Annotated in this window: 17 protein-coding genes; 14 read left to right on the forward strand and 3 right to left on the reverse strand. The window is 59.7% G+C overall.

The window, feature by feature from the left end; translation table 11 throughout:
- Nucleotides 1-91: 91 nt before the first annotated feature.
- The 3 genes from AB7M29_RS09525 (at nucleotide 92) to ccoM (ending at nucleotide 957) form a co-directional block, all read left to right on the forward strand.
- Nucleotides 92-433 (forward strand): hypothetical protein, encoded by a 342-nt coding sequence (locus tag AB7M29_RS09525; protein ID WP_052966937.1) that lies wholly within the window; start codon nucleotides 92-94, stop codon nucleotides 431-433.
- Between the two features lie 104 nt (nucleotides 434-537).
- Nucleotides 538-699, forward strand: coding sequence for a hypothetical protein (locus tag AB7M29_RS09530; protein ID WP_007906621.1), 162 nt, complete (start codon nucleotides 538-540; stop codon nucleotides 697-699).
- 144 nt (nucleotides 700-843) lie between these two features.
- The gene (ccoM, locus tag AB7M29_RS09535) at nucleotides 844-957 is read left to right on the forward strand and encodes a cytochrome c oxidase subunit CcoM (protein ID WP_010462558.1); all 114 of its coding nucleotides are present in this window, start codon (nucleotides 844-846) and stop codon (nucleotides 955-957) included.
- Between the two features lie 263 nt (nucleotides 958-1,220).
- Here the strand turns inward: ccoM and AB7M29_RS09540 are convergent, their stop codons facing one another.
- Nucleotides 1,221-2,696, reverse strand: a complete 1,476-nt coding sequence (locus AB7M29_RS09540) for an inorganic phosphate transporter (RefSeq protein WP_007903847.1) — start codon at nucleotides 2,694-2,696, stop codon at nucleotides 1,221-1,223.
- Nucleotides 2,697-3,072: 376 nt separating this feature from the next.
- Complete coding sequence (locus AB7M29_RS09545; RefSeq protein WP_007903846.1) at nucleotides 3,073-3,273, reverse strand: hypothetical protein; 201 nt, start codon at nucleotides 3,271-3,273, stop codon at nucleotides 3,073-3,075.
- Nucleotides 3,274-3,940: 667 nt separating this feature from the next.
- On the opposite strand from AB7M29_RS09545, the gene pcaR reads away from it, so the two are divergent.
- The 11 genes from pcaR (at nucleotide 3,941) to pcaC (ending at nucleotide 14,991) form a co-directional block, all read left to right on the forward strand.
- Nucleotides 3,941-4,783 carry a pca regulon transcriptional regulator PcaR gene (gene pcaR, locus AB7M29_RS09550; RefSeq protein WP_007903845.1) on the forward strand — a complete coding sequence of 281 codons (843 nt, stop codon included), beginning with the start codon at nucleotides 3,941-3,943 and terminating at the stop codon, nucleotides 4,781-4,783.
- 285 nt (nucleotides 4,784-5,068) lie between these two features.
- Nucleotides 5,069-6,415: an aromatic acid/H+ symport family MFS transporter gene (locus AB7M29_RS09555; protein WP_454246758.1), complete on the forward strand. Its 1,347-nt coding sequence runs from the start codon at nucleotides 5,069-5,071 to the stop codon at nucleotides 6,413-6,415.
- A 292-nt stretch (nucleotides 6,416-6,707) separates the two neighbouring features.
- Nucleotides 6,708-7,565: a CoA transferase subunit A gene (locus tag AB7M29_RS09560; RefSeq protein WP_007903838.1), complete on the forward strand. Its 858-nt coding sequence runs from the start codon at nucleotides 6,708-6,710 to the stop codon at nucleotides 7,563-7,565.
- The gene (locus tag AB7M29_RS09565; protein ID WP_008005876.1) at nucleotides 7,565-8,344 is read left to right on the forward strand and encodes a CoA-transferase subunit beta; all 780 of its coding nucleotides are present in this window, start codon (nucleotides 7,565-7,567) and stop codon (nucleotides 8,342-8,344) included. Before AB7M29_RS09560 ends, AB7M29_RS09565 begins: the two co-directional genes overlap by 1 nt.
- Complete coding sequence (gene pcaF, locus AB7M29_RS09570; protein WP_217856801.1) at nucleotides 8,341-9,546, forward strand: 3-oxoadipyl-CoA thiolase; 1,206 nt, start codon at nucleotides 8,341-8,343, stop codon at nucleotides 9,544-9,546. The genes AB7M29_RS09565 and pcaF overlap by 4 nt, the downstream gene beginning before the upstream one ends.
- A gap of 52 nt (nucleotides 9,547-9,598) precedes the next feature.
- Nucleotides 9,599-10,303 (forward strand): protocatechuate 3,4-dioxygenase subunit beta, encoded by a 705-nt coding sequence (gene pcaH, locus AB7M29_RS09575; protein ID WP_217856663.1) that lies wholly within the window; start codon nucleotides 9,599-9,601, stop codon nucleotides 10,301-10,303.
- Between the two features lies 1 nt (nucleotide 10,304).
- The gene (gene pcaG, locus AB7M29_RS09580; protein WP_123719757.1) at nucleotides 10,305-10,871 is read left to right on the forward strand and encodes a protocatechuate 3,4-dioxygenase subunit alpha; all 567 of its coding nucleotides are present in this window, start codon (nucleotides 10,305-10,307) and stop codon (nucleotides 10,869-10,871) included.
- Between the two features lie 193 nt (nucleotides 10,872-11,064).
- Nucleotides 11,065-12,360, forward strand: coding sequence for an MFS family transporter (locus AB7M29_RS09585; protein ID WP_217856662.1), 1,296 nt, complete (start codon nucleotides 11,065-11,067; stop codon nucleotides 12,358-12,360).
- Nucleotides 12,361-12,405: 45 nt separating this feature from the next.
- A complete protein-coding gene (locus AB7M29_RS09590; protein ID WP_454246759.1) occupies nucleotides 12,406-13,770 on the forward strand; it encodes a 3-carboxy-cis,cis-muconate cycloisomerase in 1,365 nt (454 codons plus the stop codon).
- An 11-nt stretch (nucleotides 13,771-13,781) separates the two neighbouring features.
- Nucleotides 13,782-14,588, forward strand: coding sequence for a 3-oxoadipate enol-lactonase (gene pcaD, locus AB7M29_RS09595; RefSeq protein WP_217856661.1), 807 nt, complete (start codon nucleotides 13,782-13,784; stop codon nucleotides 14,586-14,588).
- Between the two features lie 10 nt (nucleotides 14,589-14,598).
- Entirely contained in the window at nucleotides 14,599-14,991 is a 393-nt protein-coding gene (gene pcaC / locus AB7M29_RS09600) for a 4-carboxymuconolactone decarboxylase (protein WP_008005892.1), read from the forward strand.
- A gap of 120 nt (nucleotides 14,992-15,111) precedes the next feature.
- Here the strand turns inward: pcaC and AB7M29_RS09605 are convergent, their stop codons facing one another.
- Nucleotides 15,112-16,368, reverse strand: a complete 1,257-nt coding sequence (locus AB7M29_RS09605) for an OprD family porin (protein ID WP_454246760.1) — start codon at nucleotides 16,366-16,368, stop codon at nucleotides 15,112-15,114.
- Between the last annotated feature and the right edge of the window lie 379 nt (nucleotides 16,369-16,747).

A 16,747-nucleotide genomic window follows, 5' to 3' on the forward strand; every position in this document is an offset into this window, starting at 1 on the left:
TCCTACGATGCCAGGTGGATCACAAGTTTGCGACCGATGGCTCAAGTCGCGATTCCCGCAGCCGACAGCCTGCTGACAGGAGACTAATAATATGCTGCCACCGATGCTCCCCTTGAGCGCCGTACCGATCACGTCACAGCAGGATCCGATCCGCCAGCGCCCGGATATTCCGCCCGTGGTGCCGGTGCAGGAAAGCTCCAACGAAAGCACTATCGACCTGCAAAAGCGCGACCCGGAAGAGGCTGGCCTGCAACTGCGCGAGGAACAGCGTCGGCAGCAGGAACGAGAGCGGCGCCGTCGTGAGGCCGATGAAGATCCTGAAGAACACCTGGCGATCCCCGGTAATGAGCTCAATGCCGACAACACCGTACCAGTGGTGCCGTTGATGGAGGATCAGCCACGTCAGGGGTTGTGGGTCGATATCGAGATCTGAAGTGCCGGATCACTGGTCAGCGTCCGCGCCAGACCGCATTATTGGCGTAATCCTGTCGCGTCTACCGGCAGTTGAATTCATTTCCAAGCGATGCACTGAACGCCATGAGCCAAGATGACAAGCTGATCGATCTCAATACTGAACGCGCCAAGCGGGTTCATGACCTTAATGAAAAGCGCCTGAACGAAGTGCGCCAGGCGTTCGAGCAGGCGATGCCGTTGGGCAAAGCGAAGAAAAAGCCGAAGAACAAACCGAAAAAACGTTGAAACACCCTGCATCGGTTGATGCAGGTCAGTTATTTCCCCTCCTTTACTCCCTGTCTCGGGCGGCATTGATCCCGGTCAATTTTCTCTCCTGCCTGATTGGTTAACTTAGCCCCATCGCAACAGGGCAAGTGCAGGAGGCTAGTCATGTTTTTCGACAACGTGGTGATCGCCGGAGTGCTGACAGTCGGCCTCATGGTTCTGTTTTTTGCAGGGTTTGGATTTTTTATCTGGAAGGATTCGCATAAGCGCAAACCGTAGGTCTTTCTGGAGCAATGAGCACGCAAGGCATTTTGGGCGACTTCGGTCGCCCTTTTTTTTGTCTGCGAATTTCTATCAGGGTGTACATAGAGCCAATGTGGGAGCGGGCTTGCTCGCGAAGAGGCCATAACATTCAACATCTATGTTGGCTGCTAAGCCGCCTTCGCGAGCAAGCCCGCTCCCACAATTGATTGGTGGTGTATCCAAGCAGCAATAAAAAAGGCGCGAACCTCACGGAACGCGCCTTTTTCAGTAGCGGTGTATCAGCTACCCAGTGCCTTGGACGCCAGCCAGAACAGGCCGGCCGACAGGGCCACGGTGGCTGGCAGGGTCAGGACCCAGGCCAGCAGGATGGTTCTGACGGTGCCGCCTTGCAGGCCGCTTTTGTTCGCGACCATGGTGCCGGCCACGCCTGAGGACAGAACGTGAGTGGTGGAAACCGGGAGGCTGAAGATGTTCGCCGCGCCGATCATGCACGCGGTGGTGATCTGCGCCGACATACCTTGGGCGTAGGTCATGCCTTGCTTGCCGATCTTCTCGCCAATGGTCAGTACCACGCGTTTCCAACCGACCATGGTACCCAGGCCGAGGGCCAGTGCGACCGCCAGAATCACCCAGAACGGGGCGTATTCGGTGGTGGTGGTCAGGTCCTTGCGCAGTTTGTCCAGGTCAGCCTTTTCACGGGCCGCGAGGCCTGGCAGTTTGGCGACTTTCTTCGCTGTGTCGTCCAGGCAGAGCAGGTAGCGACGTACTTCGATGCGGCTTTCCGACGGCAACGAATGGTAGTCGGCTACACCTTTAAGGGTGCCAAGCAGAGCTGAAATGGTCGGTTCGGTCTGTTGCGGGTTGCAACGGAATTTCTCCGGCAGATCGCCTTTCACGCTTTTACCCAGTGCCAGGAACTCACCCAGGGATTCGCGGTTGCGCTCGTAGAACTGGCTCAGGTGCAGGGTCGCATCGCGAGTACGTTCGATCTGGTAGGTGGTGCTGTTCAGGTCGAGAACGAACTGCGCCGGCACGATACCGATCAGCACCAGCATGATCAGGCCGATACCTTTCTGGCCATCGTTCGAGCCGTGCACGAAGCTGACTGCCATTGCCGAAATCACCAGCACCAGACGGTTCCAGAACGGCGGGTGTTTCTTGTCGTCGATCTTGCGGCGCTGTTCCGGTGTCTTGTGCATCTTGGACAGCGGACGCCACCATTTAAGACCGATCAGCACCAGGGCTGCGATCAGGAAACCGGCCATTGGCGAGAATACCAGGGACGCACCGATATCGATCGCCTTCTGCCAGTTCACGCCATCGGCCAACGGAATGTCGTTGATCAGGGCGTTGGCCAGGCCTACACCGAGGATCGAACCGATCAGCGTGTGGGAACTGGAGGCCGGGATACCGAAGTACCAGGTGCCCAGGTTCCAGGTGATGGCGGCGGCGAGCAACGAGAACACCATGGCCAGTCCGTGACCGGTGTTCACATTGATCAGCAGTTCTACCGGCAGCAAATGGACGATGGCATACGCCACGCCCACACCGCCCAGCAGCACGCCGAGGAAGTTGAACACACCGGAAAAGAACACCGCCAGATGGGGCGGCATGGCTTTGGTGTAGATAACAGTGGCCACCGCGTTTGCGGTGTCATGAAAGCCGTTGATGAACTCGAAGGCGAGGACAAAGGCCAGGGCGAGCAAGAGGCTCACAAGCACCCAAGCATCCAGTCCGCTGAATAAATCGATCATGAAGGTTTTCTGACCCGGTCGTAAGGGGGCGCGATTATGCCAGAAAAGACTGCTAATCGATGCACTTGCTGCTCATCGGTAACATTCTTCAACGAATTAATTTGTGGCAATCCCCCAGGCCCCAGGTTTTTTCGGGGTTTTACAAGTCATTGAATTTACTTGTAAAGGCCGTAGCCACAAGGGTTTCTCCCGGCGAAGCGCGAGGCTTGAAGGTGTGTGTGAAATTTCTTGGAAGAGGGTCAGACAGGAGCCATTTGCCTCATCCAATGGATGAGGAGACCGCTGCCCGCTTGTAGCGGGCACGAAAAGCATCATCCATACAACCCGCTTTTAACAGGTGTAGATGCAGGCTCTTGAAAGGTTCAAGCCGAGGCGGTCATGGCTCTTCGGCTTTGAGTTCCTTTTCCATCTTCTGCAATTCCTGGGAGAAGGCCTGATCCTGAACGGTGGCGCGTTTACGCCAGGGTTTGCGTTCGGGTTCGGGCTGAGCGGCGTAGGTGGTGACTTCCCCGCCGTAAACTTCCTTGTAACGTTGTTCCTGGCGCTCAAGTTCCGCGCGCAGTTCGTCTTTCGTCACAGTGCTACCTGATTGAGTTGAGATTAATTCTGGTGAAACGCGCTGCATCGATTTATTGACCACGCTCGTTGAAGGGACAATGCCTGACACGGCATCGTTCCCTCGGAGCAATCAATTCGTCCTTGTTGCAGGCGGCCACGGCACCAGAGAAAAACAGCTGACGTAGCATCAGTCTCCTGTTTCAGCGAGCGCGTTGGCGGTGCATATGAAATGAGCGTCAGGCGCTTGCTGCGGACAGCGGCAATGGATATTGCGCTGCCGGTTGGCGGAATCGGCACATAAAAAACCGGTCGCCACTGAGATGTATTATAGCGGTCGATCCGAAGAACACTATCTCTTGAGAGTTAAAAGTAGTTCCTCGTGTGTGATTGTTTTGTTACTCGCAAACTTTTACCGGTAACTAGGGCGCCGTGATGCCAGTTACAGCGATGACTTTCTGGCGCCATTAAGCCGAACGAATTATTACACCGGTGCTTCTTTAAATCGTGACCGAAAATAACAATCGTATTGCAGGGGGACTGAAAGCAGTATGGCTCATCATAAGCAGCCATTGATTGCGATTATCGGCCCGTGGTTCGATAATCGCCCAATCTTGGTGGCCGATGGCTTGTGTGTCAGACCGGCAGCCGCTTGTAATAGTCGCTGATCCGTGTGGGAAATAACTGATATGAACGATCAAATGCGCAATTCCTTCGCTTCAGTGGCACCGCCGATCGTTGCCTCGCCCGCCAAGCGAATCCAGGCCCTGACCGGTGATCCGGATTTCATGACCTCCCTGGCCCGTGGTCTGGCGGTGGTGCAAGCGTTCCAGGAGCGCAAGCGGCACCTGACCATTGCGCAGATCAGCCATCGCACGGAAATTCCCCGCGCCGCTGTGCGACGTTGCCTGCATACCCTGATCAAGCTCGGCTACGCCACCACTGATGGGCGTACTTATTCGCTGCTGCCCAAAGTACTGACCCTGGGCCATGCCTATTTGTCGTCGACGCCATTGGCGGTTTCTGCCCAGCCATATCTGGACCGCATGAGCGAGCAACTGCATGAGGCCTGCAACATGGCCACGCTGGAGGGCGATGACATTTTGTACATTGCGCGCTCGGCGACCACCCAGCGGCTGATTTCCGTCGACCTCTCGGTGGGCGGGCGGCTGCCGGCCTATTGCACGTCCATGGGCAGGATTCTTCTCGCCGCGCTGGACGACACGTCACTGCGCGAATACCTCGACCATGCAGAGCTGCAAGCCAAAACCAGCCGCACGTTGCATACCCCCGAGGCGTTGCTCGAATGCCTGCAAGAGGTACGGCAACAAGGCTGGTGCATCGTCGATCAGGAACTGGAGCAGGGCCTGCGCTCGATTGCCGTTCCGGTGTACGACGCTTCCGGCCAAGTGGTGGCGGCGTTAAACGTCAGCACCCACGCCGGCCGGGTCAGTCGCAGCGAGCTGGAACAGCGTTTCCTGCCCGGCCTGCTAAGCGCCAGTCGTGATCTGAGCGCGCAACTCTTTGCCTAAGCTGTTCGATAAACGCACAGAGTCGCGTTTGTCGAATTGACGCTCTTTCCCTTGGCTCATTAATGTCGCGGCAGCGTCATCCGGCACTAGTTGGCCTTCAGCCGCCGGATCACGCCCCAATAACAATGAGAAGAGGCATTGTCATGCGCACGTTTCCCGACTGTCGCTGTTCCCACCGGTTTAGCTGCCGAAACCGAATCGCCTGATCCCGACCTCCTTTTCTAGTGACAGCGTCAGCCCCGGCTGACACCTGTTCGACTGCGTTCTTTGCGTGGAATAAAAATAATGAACCAGCCTCAGTCTGCTGTAGGAAACTGCCTCGACGTGCAGTCCTTCATCAATGCTCAACCCATTTCGCGCTACCAATGGCGGGTGGTGATTCTATGTTTCCTGATTGTTTTCCTCGATGGCCTCGACACTGCGGCCATGGGTTTTATCGCGCCTGCATTGTCCCAGGACTGGGGCATCGATCGCGCCAGTCTCGGCCCGGTGATGAGTGCGGCGTTGATCGGCATGGTCTTCGGTGCGCTGGGGTCTGGCCCATTGGCTGACCGCTTCGGGCGAAAAGTCGTACTGGTGGGCGCGGTGTTGGTGTTCGGCGCTTTCAGCCTGGCGTCGGCCTATAGCACCAACGTCGATCAACTGCTGGTGCTGCGTTTCCTCACTGGTCTGGGCCTGGGCGCCGGCATGCCGAACGCCACCACGTTGCTCTCCGAATACACTCCAGAGCGCAAGAAATCCCTGCTGGTGACCAGCATGTTCTGCGGCTTCAACCTTGGTATGGCCGGTGGCGGGTTCATCTCGGCCAAACTGATCCCGGCCTTCGGCTGGCACAGCCTGTTGATGATCGGCGGAATTCTGCCGTTGATCCTCGCCGTCGTCTTGCTGTTCTGGTTGCCGGAATCGGCGCGCTATCTGGTGGTGCGCAACCGTGGCACGGACAAAGTGCGCAAGGCCTTGGCGCCGATCGACCCAATGGTGGTGGCTCAGGCTTCGAGCTTCAGCGTGCCGGAACAGAAAACCGTGAAGGCGCGCAATGTGTTTGCCGTGATCTTCTCCGGCACGTACAGCACCGGTACGTTGTTGCTGTGGCTGACGTACTTCATGGGGCTGGTGATTGTTTACCTGCTGACCAGTTGGCTGCCGACGCTGATGCGTGACAGCGGCGCGAGCATGGAACAGGCGGCGTTCATTGGTGCGCTGTTCCAGTTCGGTGGGGTGTTGAGCGCAGTGGGTGTGGGCTGGGCGATGGACCGGTTCAATCCGCACAAGGTCATCGGCATTTTCTACTTATTCGCCGGGGTGTTTGCCTACGCGGTAGGGCAGAGCCTGGGCAACATCACGTTGCTGGCAACCCTGGTGCTGGTGGCCGGGATGTGCGTCAACGGCGCGCAATCGGCGATGCCGTCGCTGGCGGCGCGGTTTTATCCGACTCAAGGGCGGGCGACCGGTGTGTCGTGGATGCTCGGGATTGGCCGCTTCGGCGCGATCCTCGGTGCGTGGATGGGCGCAACGTTGCTGGGCCTGGGCTGGAACTTCGAACAGGTGCTGACGGCACTGGTAATTCCAGCCGCGTTAGCGACGACGGCGGTGGTGATCAAGGGCATGGTCAGTCATGCGGATGCGACCTGAGGGCAATTTCCGAGATGTGATCGTTCCCACGCTCCGCGTGGGAATGCCTCAACGGACGCTCCGCGTCCGCTTCTGGGGCGCGGAGCGTCCCGAGCTGCATTCCCACGCGGAGCGTGGGAACGATCGGCGCAGGAGATCGGTAGGGAGACAACAATCTGTTCGATAAACGAACACTCAGTCGATTATCGGATTGTTTGGCGTTTTCCAGGGGCTTACTCTTCAGTCATTCCGGTGCTGAACCTCGCGCCTTTTTCTACCACTGTCGGTTCATAACAAAACGGGAGCCTGCCCCATGGCTGAAATCCTTTCGCTGCATGACGCGGTAAAGCAGTTCGTCAACGACGGCGATACCGTCGCGCTCGAAGGCTTTACTCACCTGATCCCTACGGCGGCGGGTCACGAAATCATCCGTCAGGGCAAGAAAGATCTGACCCTGGTGCGGATGACGCCCGACTTGATCTACGACCAGTTGATCGGTGCCGGTTGTGCTCGCAAACTGATTTTCTCCTGGGGCGGTAACCCAGGCGTGGGCTCGCTGCACCGTCTGCGTGACGCGGTCGAAAGGCAGTGGCCGCATGCGCTGGAAATCGAAGAGCACAGCCACGCCGACCTGGCCAATGCCTACGTCGCGGGCGCTTCGGGCTTACCGTTCGCGGTGCTGCGTGCCTACGCCGGCTCCGACCTGCCAAAGGTCAACCCGCTGATCAAAACCGTCACGTGCCCGTTCACCGGCGAAGTGCTGGCGGCGGTGCCGTCGGTGCGCCCGGACATCACCGTGATTCACGCGCAGAAAGCCGACCGCAAAGGCAATGTGCTGCTCTGGGGCATTCTCGGCGTGCAGAAAGAAGCGGCGCTGGCCGCCAAGCGTTGCATCGTCACTGTTGAAGAAATCGTCGACGACCTCAACGCACCGATGAACGCTTGCGTGCTGCCGACCTGGGCCTTGAGCGCGGTCTGCCATGTACCGGGTGGTGCGCATCCGTCCTACGCCCACGGTTACACCGAGCGCGATAACCGCTTCTACCAAGCCTGGGACCCGATTGCCCGCGACCGTGAAACCTTCACCGCGTGGATCAACGAGTACATCCACGGTTGCGCTGACTTCAGTGAGTTCCAGGCCAAGCTAGCTGCTGCTTCGGAGGCCAAGTAATGACTTACACCACCAATGAAATGATGACCGTCGCCGCCGCCCGCCGTCTGAAAAACGGTTCGGTATGCTTCGTCGGCATCGGCCTGCCGTCGAAAGCCGCCAACTTGGCGCGTCTGACTTCCTCGCCAGATGTAGTCCTGATCTATGAATCGGGGCCGATCGGTGCCAAGCCGAGCGTATTGCCGCTGTCGATCGGTGACGGTGAACTGGCGGAAACCGCCGACACTGTCGTCCCGACCGGTGAGATTTTTCGCTACTGGTTGCAGGGCGGGCGCATCGACGTCGGTTTTCTCGGCGCCGCGCAAGTCGACCGTTTCGGCAACATCAACACCACGGTGGTGGGCGATTACCATCAGCCGAAAGTTCGCCTGCCGGGCGCCGGTGGCGCGCCGGAGATCGCCGGTTCCGCCAAGAGCGTGCTGATCATCCTCAAGCAGTCGGCGCGCTCCTTTGTCGACAAACTCGACTTCATCACCTCGGTCGGTCATGGCGAGGGCGGTGATTCGCGCAAGCGTCTGGGTCTGCCAGGCGCCGGTCCGGTCGGCATTATTACCGACCTGTGCATCATGGAACCCGAAGCGGATACTCATGAATTCGTGGTCACCGCGCTGCACCCAGGCGTGACCCGCGAGCAAGTGATTGCGGCCACCGGTTGGGCGATTCGTTTTGCCGATCAGGTGGAAAACACCGCCGAGCCAACCGATGTCGAGCTGACCGCGCTGCGCGATCTGGAAGCCCGCACCGCTGCAGCCCACGGCCAAGCACCCGGAGAAGCCTGATGCGTGACGTATATATCTGTGACGCCATTCGCACCCCCATCGGCCGTTTCGGCGGCGGCCTGTCGGCGGTTCGCGCCGATGATCTGGCCGCCGTGCCGATCAAAGCGCTGATGGCGCGCAACCCGTCGGTAGACTGGAACGCGGTAGACGAAGTGTTCCTCGGTTGCGCCAACCAGGCCGGCGAAGACAACCGCAACGTGGCACGCATGGCGTTGCTGCTGGCCGGCCTGCCGGAAACCATTCCCGGGGTCACCCTCAATCGCCTGTGCGCTTCGGGCATGGATGCGATCGGCACGGCGTTCCGGGCCATCGCCAGTGGCGAGATGGAGTTGGCGATTGCCGGCGGCGTCGAGTCGATGTCTCGCGCACCGTTCGTGATGGGCAAGGCCGATGCGGCGTTCTCGCGCAACATGAAACTGGAAGACACCACCATCGGCTGGCGTTTCATCAATCCGTTGATGAAAGCCCAGTACGGCGTGGACGCGATGCCGCAGACCGCCGATAACGTGGCCGATGATTACCAGGTTTCCCGCGCCGATCAGGATGCTTTCGCCCTGCGCAGTCAGCAACGCACAGCGGCCGCGCAAGCTGCAGGTTTTTTTGCCGAAGAAATCGTCGAAGTGCGCATTGCCCACAAGAAGGGGGAAAGCGTCATCACGCAGGATGAACATCCCCGCGCTGACACGACATTGGAAACCCTGGCCAAACTCAAACCGGTCAATGGCCCGGACAAAACCGTTACCGCCGGCAATGCTTCCGGGGTGAACGACGGTGCGGCGGCGTTGATTCTGGCCTCCGGCGACGCGGTGAAGAAACATGGCCTGACTGCCCGCGCTCGCGTGTTGGGCATGTCGAGTGCCGGTGTCGCACCCAGGGTGATGGGCATCGGCCCGGTGCCAGCGGTGCGCAAATTGACCGAACGCCTGGGCTTGGCGGTCAGAGATTTCGACGTGATTGAACTCAACGAAGCCTTCGCCAGCCAGGGCTTGGCCGTGCTGCGTGAACTGGGACTGGCGGATGACGCGGCCCAGGTCAACCCGAACGGTGGCGCCATTGCCTTGGGCCATCCGCTGGGCATGAGCGGTGCACGCTTGGTACTGACCGCGCTGCATCAACTGGAAAAAACCGGTGGCAAGAAAGGTCTGGCGACCATGTGCGTCGGTGTCGGCCAGGGGCTGGCCTTGGCGATCGAACGGGTCTGACACGCTGGCTGTGAATTAAAAGCGTCGACTAATAAGAACTGAGGAAAGCGCAATGACTGACAAACCTGGTTACCGTCGCCCACAGGCGGGCACTCAGCCGGAATACCTGCACCCTCCTTATCAATCCACCAACCTTCGCTCGCCGTCCAAGCCGTTGGTGTTTTTGCCTCATTCGCTGTCGGAAATAACCGGCCCGACCATTGGCGCCGATCGCATCGAGGAGCAGGACAACGACCTGACCGCCCAGCACTCGGGCGAGCCATTGGGTGAACGGATCATCATTCACGGCCGTGTGCTGGATGAAAACGGTCTGCCGGTGCCGGGAATTCTGGTGGAGATCTGGCAGGCCAACGCGGCCGGCCGCTACGCCCATGCCCGCGACCTGCACGACGCGCCGCTGGACCCGAACTTCACCGGCACCGGTCGCACCGTGACCGACGCCGATGGCTGGTATCAGTTCCAGACCATCAAGCCCGGCGCCTATCCATGGGGTAACCATCACAACGCCTGGCGCCCGGCGCACATCCATTTCTCACTGTTCGGGCCGAGTATTCTCACGCGCCTGGTGACCCAGATGTATTTCCCGGGCGACCCGTTGCTGGCTTACGACCCGATCTACAACTGCGTGCCTGATACGAGTGCCAAAGAGCGCCTGATCGCCAGTTTCGACCTGGAAAAAACCATCCCTTCCTACGCCCTCGGTTATCGCTGGGACATCGTCTTGCGCGGGCGCGAAGCCACGCCGATGGAGAAATAAGATGACGCTGAACGCGACCACGTCCCACACCGTCGGGCCGTATTACCACATCGGCCTGACCTGGCTGAACCGCGAAGACCTGACCGTTGCACAGACTCTCGGTGAGCGCGTGGCGATCACCGGGCAAGTCGTCGATGGCAACGGCGACTTCGTCAACGATGCGATGCTGGAAGTCTGGCAGGCCAACGCCGCAGGCAAGTACGACCATCCCGAAGACGATCAAGACAAACCCCTGGACCCGAACTTCGAAGGGTTTGGCCGGGTGCCGGTGGATGCAGAAGGGCGCTTCCGCTTTACCACGATCAAACCGGGCACAGTGGAAGGCTTGAAGGGTACGACCCAGGCGCCACATTTGGTGGTGCTGGTGTTTGCTCGCGGGTTGGTGAAGCACTTGCTGACGCGGATTTACTTCGACGGCGAACCGGCCAACGTGGCGGACCCGCTGCTGGAGTGCGTGCCTGCTGAACGCCGCGGTACCTTGCTGGCGAAGCAGGATGCTGCGGGTGTTTATCAGTGGAATGTGATTTTGCAGGGGACGGATGCGGAGACGGTGTTTTTTGATTATTGATTGAGCGCCGCAAAACCTGTGGGAGCGGGCTTGCTCGCGAAAGCGGTGTGTCAGGCGACATCAATGTTGACTGTGCCGTCCTCTTCGCGAGCAAGCCCGCTCCCACAGGGATTCGCGTCGCTAATGCATTTGCGGAACGGGATTGTTGCAAAGTGTGTCTAGACTCTCACGGTCCCCAAAATAGTGAAGAACGATGACAACTCTCACAGCTCTCTACACCAGTGAAGAACGCAACAAAAGGATCTTTGCGATTGTCGGCGCCTCGTCCGGCAATCTGGTTGAATGGTTCGACTTTTACGTCTACGCCTTCTGCGCAATCTATTTCGCCCCGGCGTTTTTCCCCTCCGACAACCCCACGGTGCAGCTGGTGAACACGGCGGGCGTATTCGCTGCCGGGTTTCTGATGCGGCCAATTGGCGGGTGGATCTTCGGTCGGGTGGCGGACAAACACGGGCGCAAGAATTCGATGTTGATCTCGATTCTGATGATGTGCTTCGGTTCGTTGCTCATCGCCTGCCTGCCGACCTACGACAGCATCGGGGTCTGGGCGCCGATCATGCTGTTGTTCGCGCGCCTGCTGCAGGGCTTGTCGGTGGGCGGCGAGTACGGCACCACCGCGACCTACATGAGTGAAGTCGCGCTCAAGGGCCAGCGCGGTTTCTTTGCCTCATTCCAGTACGTCACGCTGATTGGCGGGCAACTGCTGGCGGTGTCGCTGGTGGTGGTCCTGCAGCAGTTCCTCAGCGAAGATGAATTGCGTGCCTATGGCTGGCGAATTCCGTTCGTGGTCGGTGCGGCTGCGGCATTGATTTCGTTGTTCCTGCGTCGTGCGCTCAAGGAAACCACCAGCAAGGAAATGCGCGAAAACAAGGACGCCGGCAGCATCCGTGCGCTGTTCCGCGATCACAAGGCTGCGTTCATCACCGTGCTGGGTTACACCGCCGGCGGTTCGCTGATTTTCTACACATTCACCACATACATGCAGAAGTACCTGGTGAATACCGCCGGCATGCACGCCAAGACCGCGAGCTACATCATGACCGGCGCGCTGTTCCTTTATATGTGCATGCAACCGTTCTTCGGCATGCTCGCCGACAAGATCGGCCGGCGCAATTCGATGCTTTGGTTCGGCGCCCTCGGGACGTTGTTCACCGTACCGATCCTGTTGAGCCTGAAAAGTGTCAGCAGTCCGTTCCTGGCCTTTGTCCTGATTACCCTGGCGCTGGCGATCGTGAGTTTCTACACCTCGATCAGCGGTCTGGTGAAAGCCGAAATGTTCCCGCCAGAGGTACGCGCCTTGGGCGTCGGCCTGGCGTATGCGGTGGCCAATGCAATCTTCGGCGGTTCGGCGGAGTATGTGGCGCTGAGCCTTAAAGCCGGGGGCATGGAAAACTCGTTCTATTGGTACGTGACGGTGATGATGGCGGTCGCGTTCCTGTTCAGCCTGCGTCTGCCGAAACAGGCGAAGTATTTGCAAAACGACCTTTGATCTTTACGCGGGGGCCTGACCGGCCCTCGCCTGCAAGGACTGTTTATGAACCAGCGACCGGGCAATCAATTGTTCGAAGCCTACTTCACTGCACGCGACATGCGTGAGGTGTTCTGCGATCAGGGCCGGGTTCAGGCCATGCTTGATTTCGAAGCGGCACTGGCCCGGGCCGAGGCGCGGGTTGGCCTGATTCCGCAGACGGCTGTTGCGTCTATCGAAGCGGCATGTCGGGCCGAGCATTACGACTTCGCCGCGCTTGGTGAGGCCATTGCCACGGCAGGGAATTCGGCGATTCCGCTGGTCAAGGCATTGGGCAAGCAGATCGCCAAGAGCAATGCCGAAGCCGAGCGTTACGTGCATCTGGGCGCGACCAGCCAGGATGCAATGGACACCGGCCTGGTGCTGCAACTGCGCCGCGCGCTGGAATTGATCGAAGCTGATCTGATGCAGCTGGGGGAAACCCTCGCTACCCAGGCCTGGAGTTACGTCGCCACGCCGTTGGCCGGGCGCACCTGGTTGCAACACGCGACGCCCGTCACCCTCGGCATGAAGATCGCCGGTTGGTTGGGGGCGGTGACGCGCAGCCGTCAGCGTCTGCTGGAACTCAAACCGCGCCTGCTGGTGCTGCAATTCGGTGGCGCATCCGGCACCCTCGCGGCCCTCGGCGAACAGGCGATGCCGATTGCCGAAGCCTTGGCCGTAGAACTGCAACTGACCTTGCCGGATCAACCCTGGCACACCCAGCGTGATCGTCTGGTGGAGTTCGGCGCGGTGCTTGGATTGATCGCCGGCAGCCTCGGCAAACTCGGCCGCGATATCAGCCTGTTGATGCAGACCGAGGCCGGCGAAGTGTTCGAGCCGTCGGCGCCGGGCAAGGGCGGTTCCTCGACCATGCCGCACAAACGCAACCCGGTGGGCGCAGCGGTGCTGATCGGCGCGGCGACGCGAGTGCCGGGTTTGCTCTCGACCTTGTTCAGTGCGATGCCGCAGGAGCACGAACGCAGCCTGGGCCTGTGGCATGCCGAATGGGAAACCCTGCCGGAGATCTGCTGTTTGGTGTCAGGCAGTTTGCAGCAAGCGCTGTTGGTGGCCGACGGACTGGAAGTGGACGCCGACCGAATGACGCGCAACCTCGACCTGACCCAGGGCCTGGTGCTGGCCGAAGCCGTGAGCATCGTGCTGGCGCAACGGGTCGGTCGCGACACCGCGCACCATCTGCTGGAGCAATGCTGCAAGCGCGCAGTGGCTGAGCAACGACATCTGCGCGCGGTACTCGGCGACGAGCCGCAAGTGACCGCCGAGCTGTCGGATGCTGAACTCGATCGTCTGCTGGACCCCGCCCATTACCTCGGTCAGGCCCATACCTGGGTCGAGCGAGCGGTGGCTGAACATTTTGCGTTGACCTCTTGAAGGAGACTGCTGTGGCATTCGTACAACTCGCCGAGGGCGAACTGCACTACCAAATTCAAGGGCCGCAACTCGATGGCCCTGTCGAGGCGCCGGTGCTGGTGCTGTCCAACTCACTGGGTACCGACCTGCACATGTGGGACGCGCAGATCCCGGCGTTCACCGAGCATTTTCGCGTGCTGCGTTTCGACACCCGTGGTCACGGCCAGTCGTTGGTGACGCCGGGGCCGTACAGCATCGAGCAACTGGGCCGTGACGTGCTGGCGCTGCTGGATGCCTTGCACATCGAACGCGCGCATTTCTGTGGTCTGTCCATGGGCGGGTTGATCGGTCAGTGGCTGGGGATCAATGCCGGTCAGCGTTTGAATAAACTGATCGTATGCAACACCGCGGCGAAAATCGGCGATCCGTCGGTGTGGAATCCACGGATCGAAACTGTGCTGCGTGACGGCACAGAGGCAATGGTTGCCCTGCGCGATGCGTCGATAGCGCGCTGGTTTACCGCAGATTTTTCCGAGGCTAATCCGGAAGTGGTGAAGCGGATCACCGACATGCTCGCGGCGACTTCGCCTGAAGGTTACGCGGCCAATTGCGCGGCGGTGCGTGACGCCGATTTCCGCGATCAGTTGTCCTCGATTCAGGTGCCGCTGCTGGTGATCGCCGGCACCGAGGACGCGGTGACTCCGCCGTCCGGCGGGCATTTCATTCAGGAGCAAGTGCGTGGCGCCGAGTACGCCGAGTTCTACGCCGCGCACCTGTCCAACGTCCAGGCCGGCGCTGCGTTCAGCGACCGGGTACTGGCGTTTTTGTCAGCTCATTGAGGGGATTTTTGTGGACGAGAAACAACGTTACGACGAGGGCCTGAACGTCCGTCGTGCGGTACTTGGCGACGCCCATGTCGACCGCAGCCTGAACGCGCTGACCGAGTTCAACTCGGAGTTCCAGGAGATGATCACCCGCCACGCCTGGGGCGACATCTGGACCCGCCCGGGCTTGCCGCGCCATACCCGCAGCCTGATCACCATCGCCATGCTGATCGGCATGAACCGCAACGAAGAACTCAAACTGCACCTGCGCGCCGCCGCCAACAACGGCGTGACCCGTGGCGAGATCAAGGAAGTGATCATGCAGAGCGCGATCTACTGCGGCATCCCTGCGGCCAACGCGACGTTCCATCTGGCTGAATCGGTGTGGGATGAGTTGGGGGTTGAATCGCGGGAATAACTGTCCACCACAACCCCTTGTGGGAGCGGGCTTGCTCGCGAAAGCGGTTTAACATTCAGCATTGATGCAAGCTGAGACACCGCTTTCGCGAGCAAGCCCGCTCCCACATTTGGTCTGTGTTTACAGCAGGCTGATCGGATAGCTGATGATCAAACGGTTCTCGTCGAACTCGTTGTTGCTGAAGTCGCGGCGGATGGTCGAGTTGCGCCATTTGAGGTTGAGGTCTTTGAGCGTGCCGCTCTGCACGGTGTAGCCCAGTTCGCTTTCGCGGCCCCATTCCTTGCCATCGGTGGTGGTTGCGGTGTGTACGTTGTCGCCGCTGATGTAGCGGTTCATCAGGGTCAGGCCTGGTACGCCAAGGGCGGCGAAGTTGTAGTCGTGGCGCAGTTGCCAGGATTTTTCTTTCGCATTGTCATAGCTGGCGTTGTAGCTGTCATTGGCCAGGGTGCCGCCGCTGGTGCCGTTGACCCGCATCCAGGCGCTTCTGCCTGTGAGTTTTTGCAGGCCGACGTAGAAGGTGTTGCCGCCATATTTGGCCGAGAACAGGCCCGACCAGGTCTTGTTGTCCAGTTCACCAGCCCGGGCGCTGCCGTCATCCTTGCCGTAGAAGAACCCCAAATTGGCGCCGAATGTCCAGTCGCCCAGCGGTTGGGTGTGGATCAAGTTGACGTATTGCTGGCTGTAGATGTCCTTGAGTTCAGCGTTCCACAGGCCGATCTGAGTGCGCTTGCCGTTGAAGGCGTATTCACCGCCCTGGAAGTTGAAGCGGTCTGAGGTGAACGCCATTTTGCCGGTCATCGACATGTCATTCATGCTGCTGTCATCGCGCGGGCTGTTGGCGCGGAACTGGCCGCCGTAGAGGGTCAGACCGTCGATTTCCTTCGAGGTGATCTGGCCACCACGGAAGGTTTGCGGCAGCGAGCGGCCGTCGTCCGAACGCAGGATCGGCAATACCGGCATCCATTCGCCGACCTTCACTTCGGTCTGGGACAGCTTGGCCTTGAACGCCACGTTGGTGCGACCGAAGTTATCCGCCGGGCGACCATCGTGATCCAGCGGCAACAACTGCGTACCACCGGTGCCTTTGCCGCCGTCGAGCTTGACCGAATACAACCCCAGCACATCCATGCCGAACCCGACGGTGCCCTGGGTGAACCCGGATTTAGCGTCGAGGATGAAGCTTTGCGTCCACTCCTCAGCCTTGCCCTGGCTCTTGGTCGGGTTGGTGAAGTTACGGTTGATGTAGAAGTTGCGCAGGTTCAGATTGACCTTGGCACCTTCGACAAAACCGGCTTCCTCAGCCATGGCGGGCAGAGCCGCACCGGCCAGTGCGATGGCGATCAGGCTGGGAAAGAAATACTGCGGGGAAGGCGTCATGGGCTTCGGTCTCTCTAATTGTTAGGGATGAAACAGGGCGGTGCCGCAACGTTCGGGTTGCAGACAAAAGATTCGAATTCAGAAAAGCGGGGCGAGGTCAGCCGGACAGGGCAGGGCGCGGGGACATGGTGTCGACCTGTTGTTATTGGTTTTGTGCGACAGATGGTGAGGGAAACGGACTAAGTGGTTCAATCGGGGGCGGGCGGGTTCTGGGCGATTATCGAACGTAAGATTGATCCGGACTTTGTGGTGTCGGGACCGGCCCATCGCGGGCAAGCCCGCTCCCACAGTGTCCGTGTCGAACCCAGATTCTGTCGGCCCCGCTGAGCCTGTAGGAGCGGGGTCCGTATCGAACACAAACTCTGTGAGCCCTGCTGAA

It is taken from the genome of Pseudomonas sp. F-14 TE3623 (assembly GCF_053629015.1).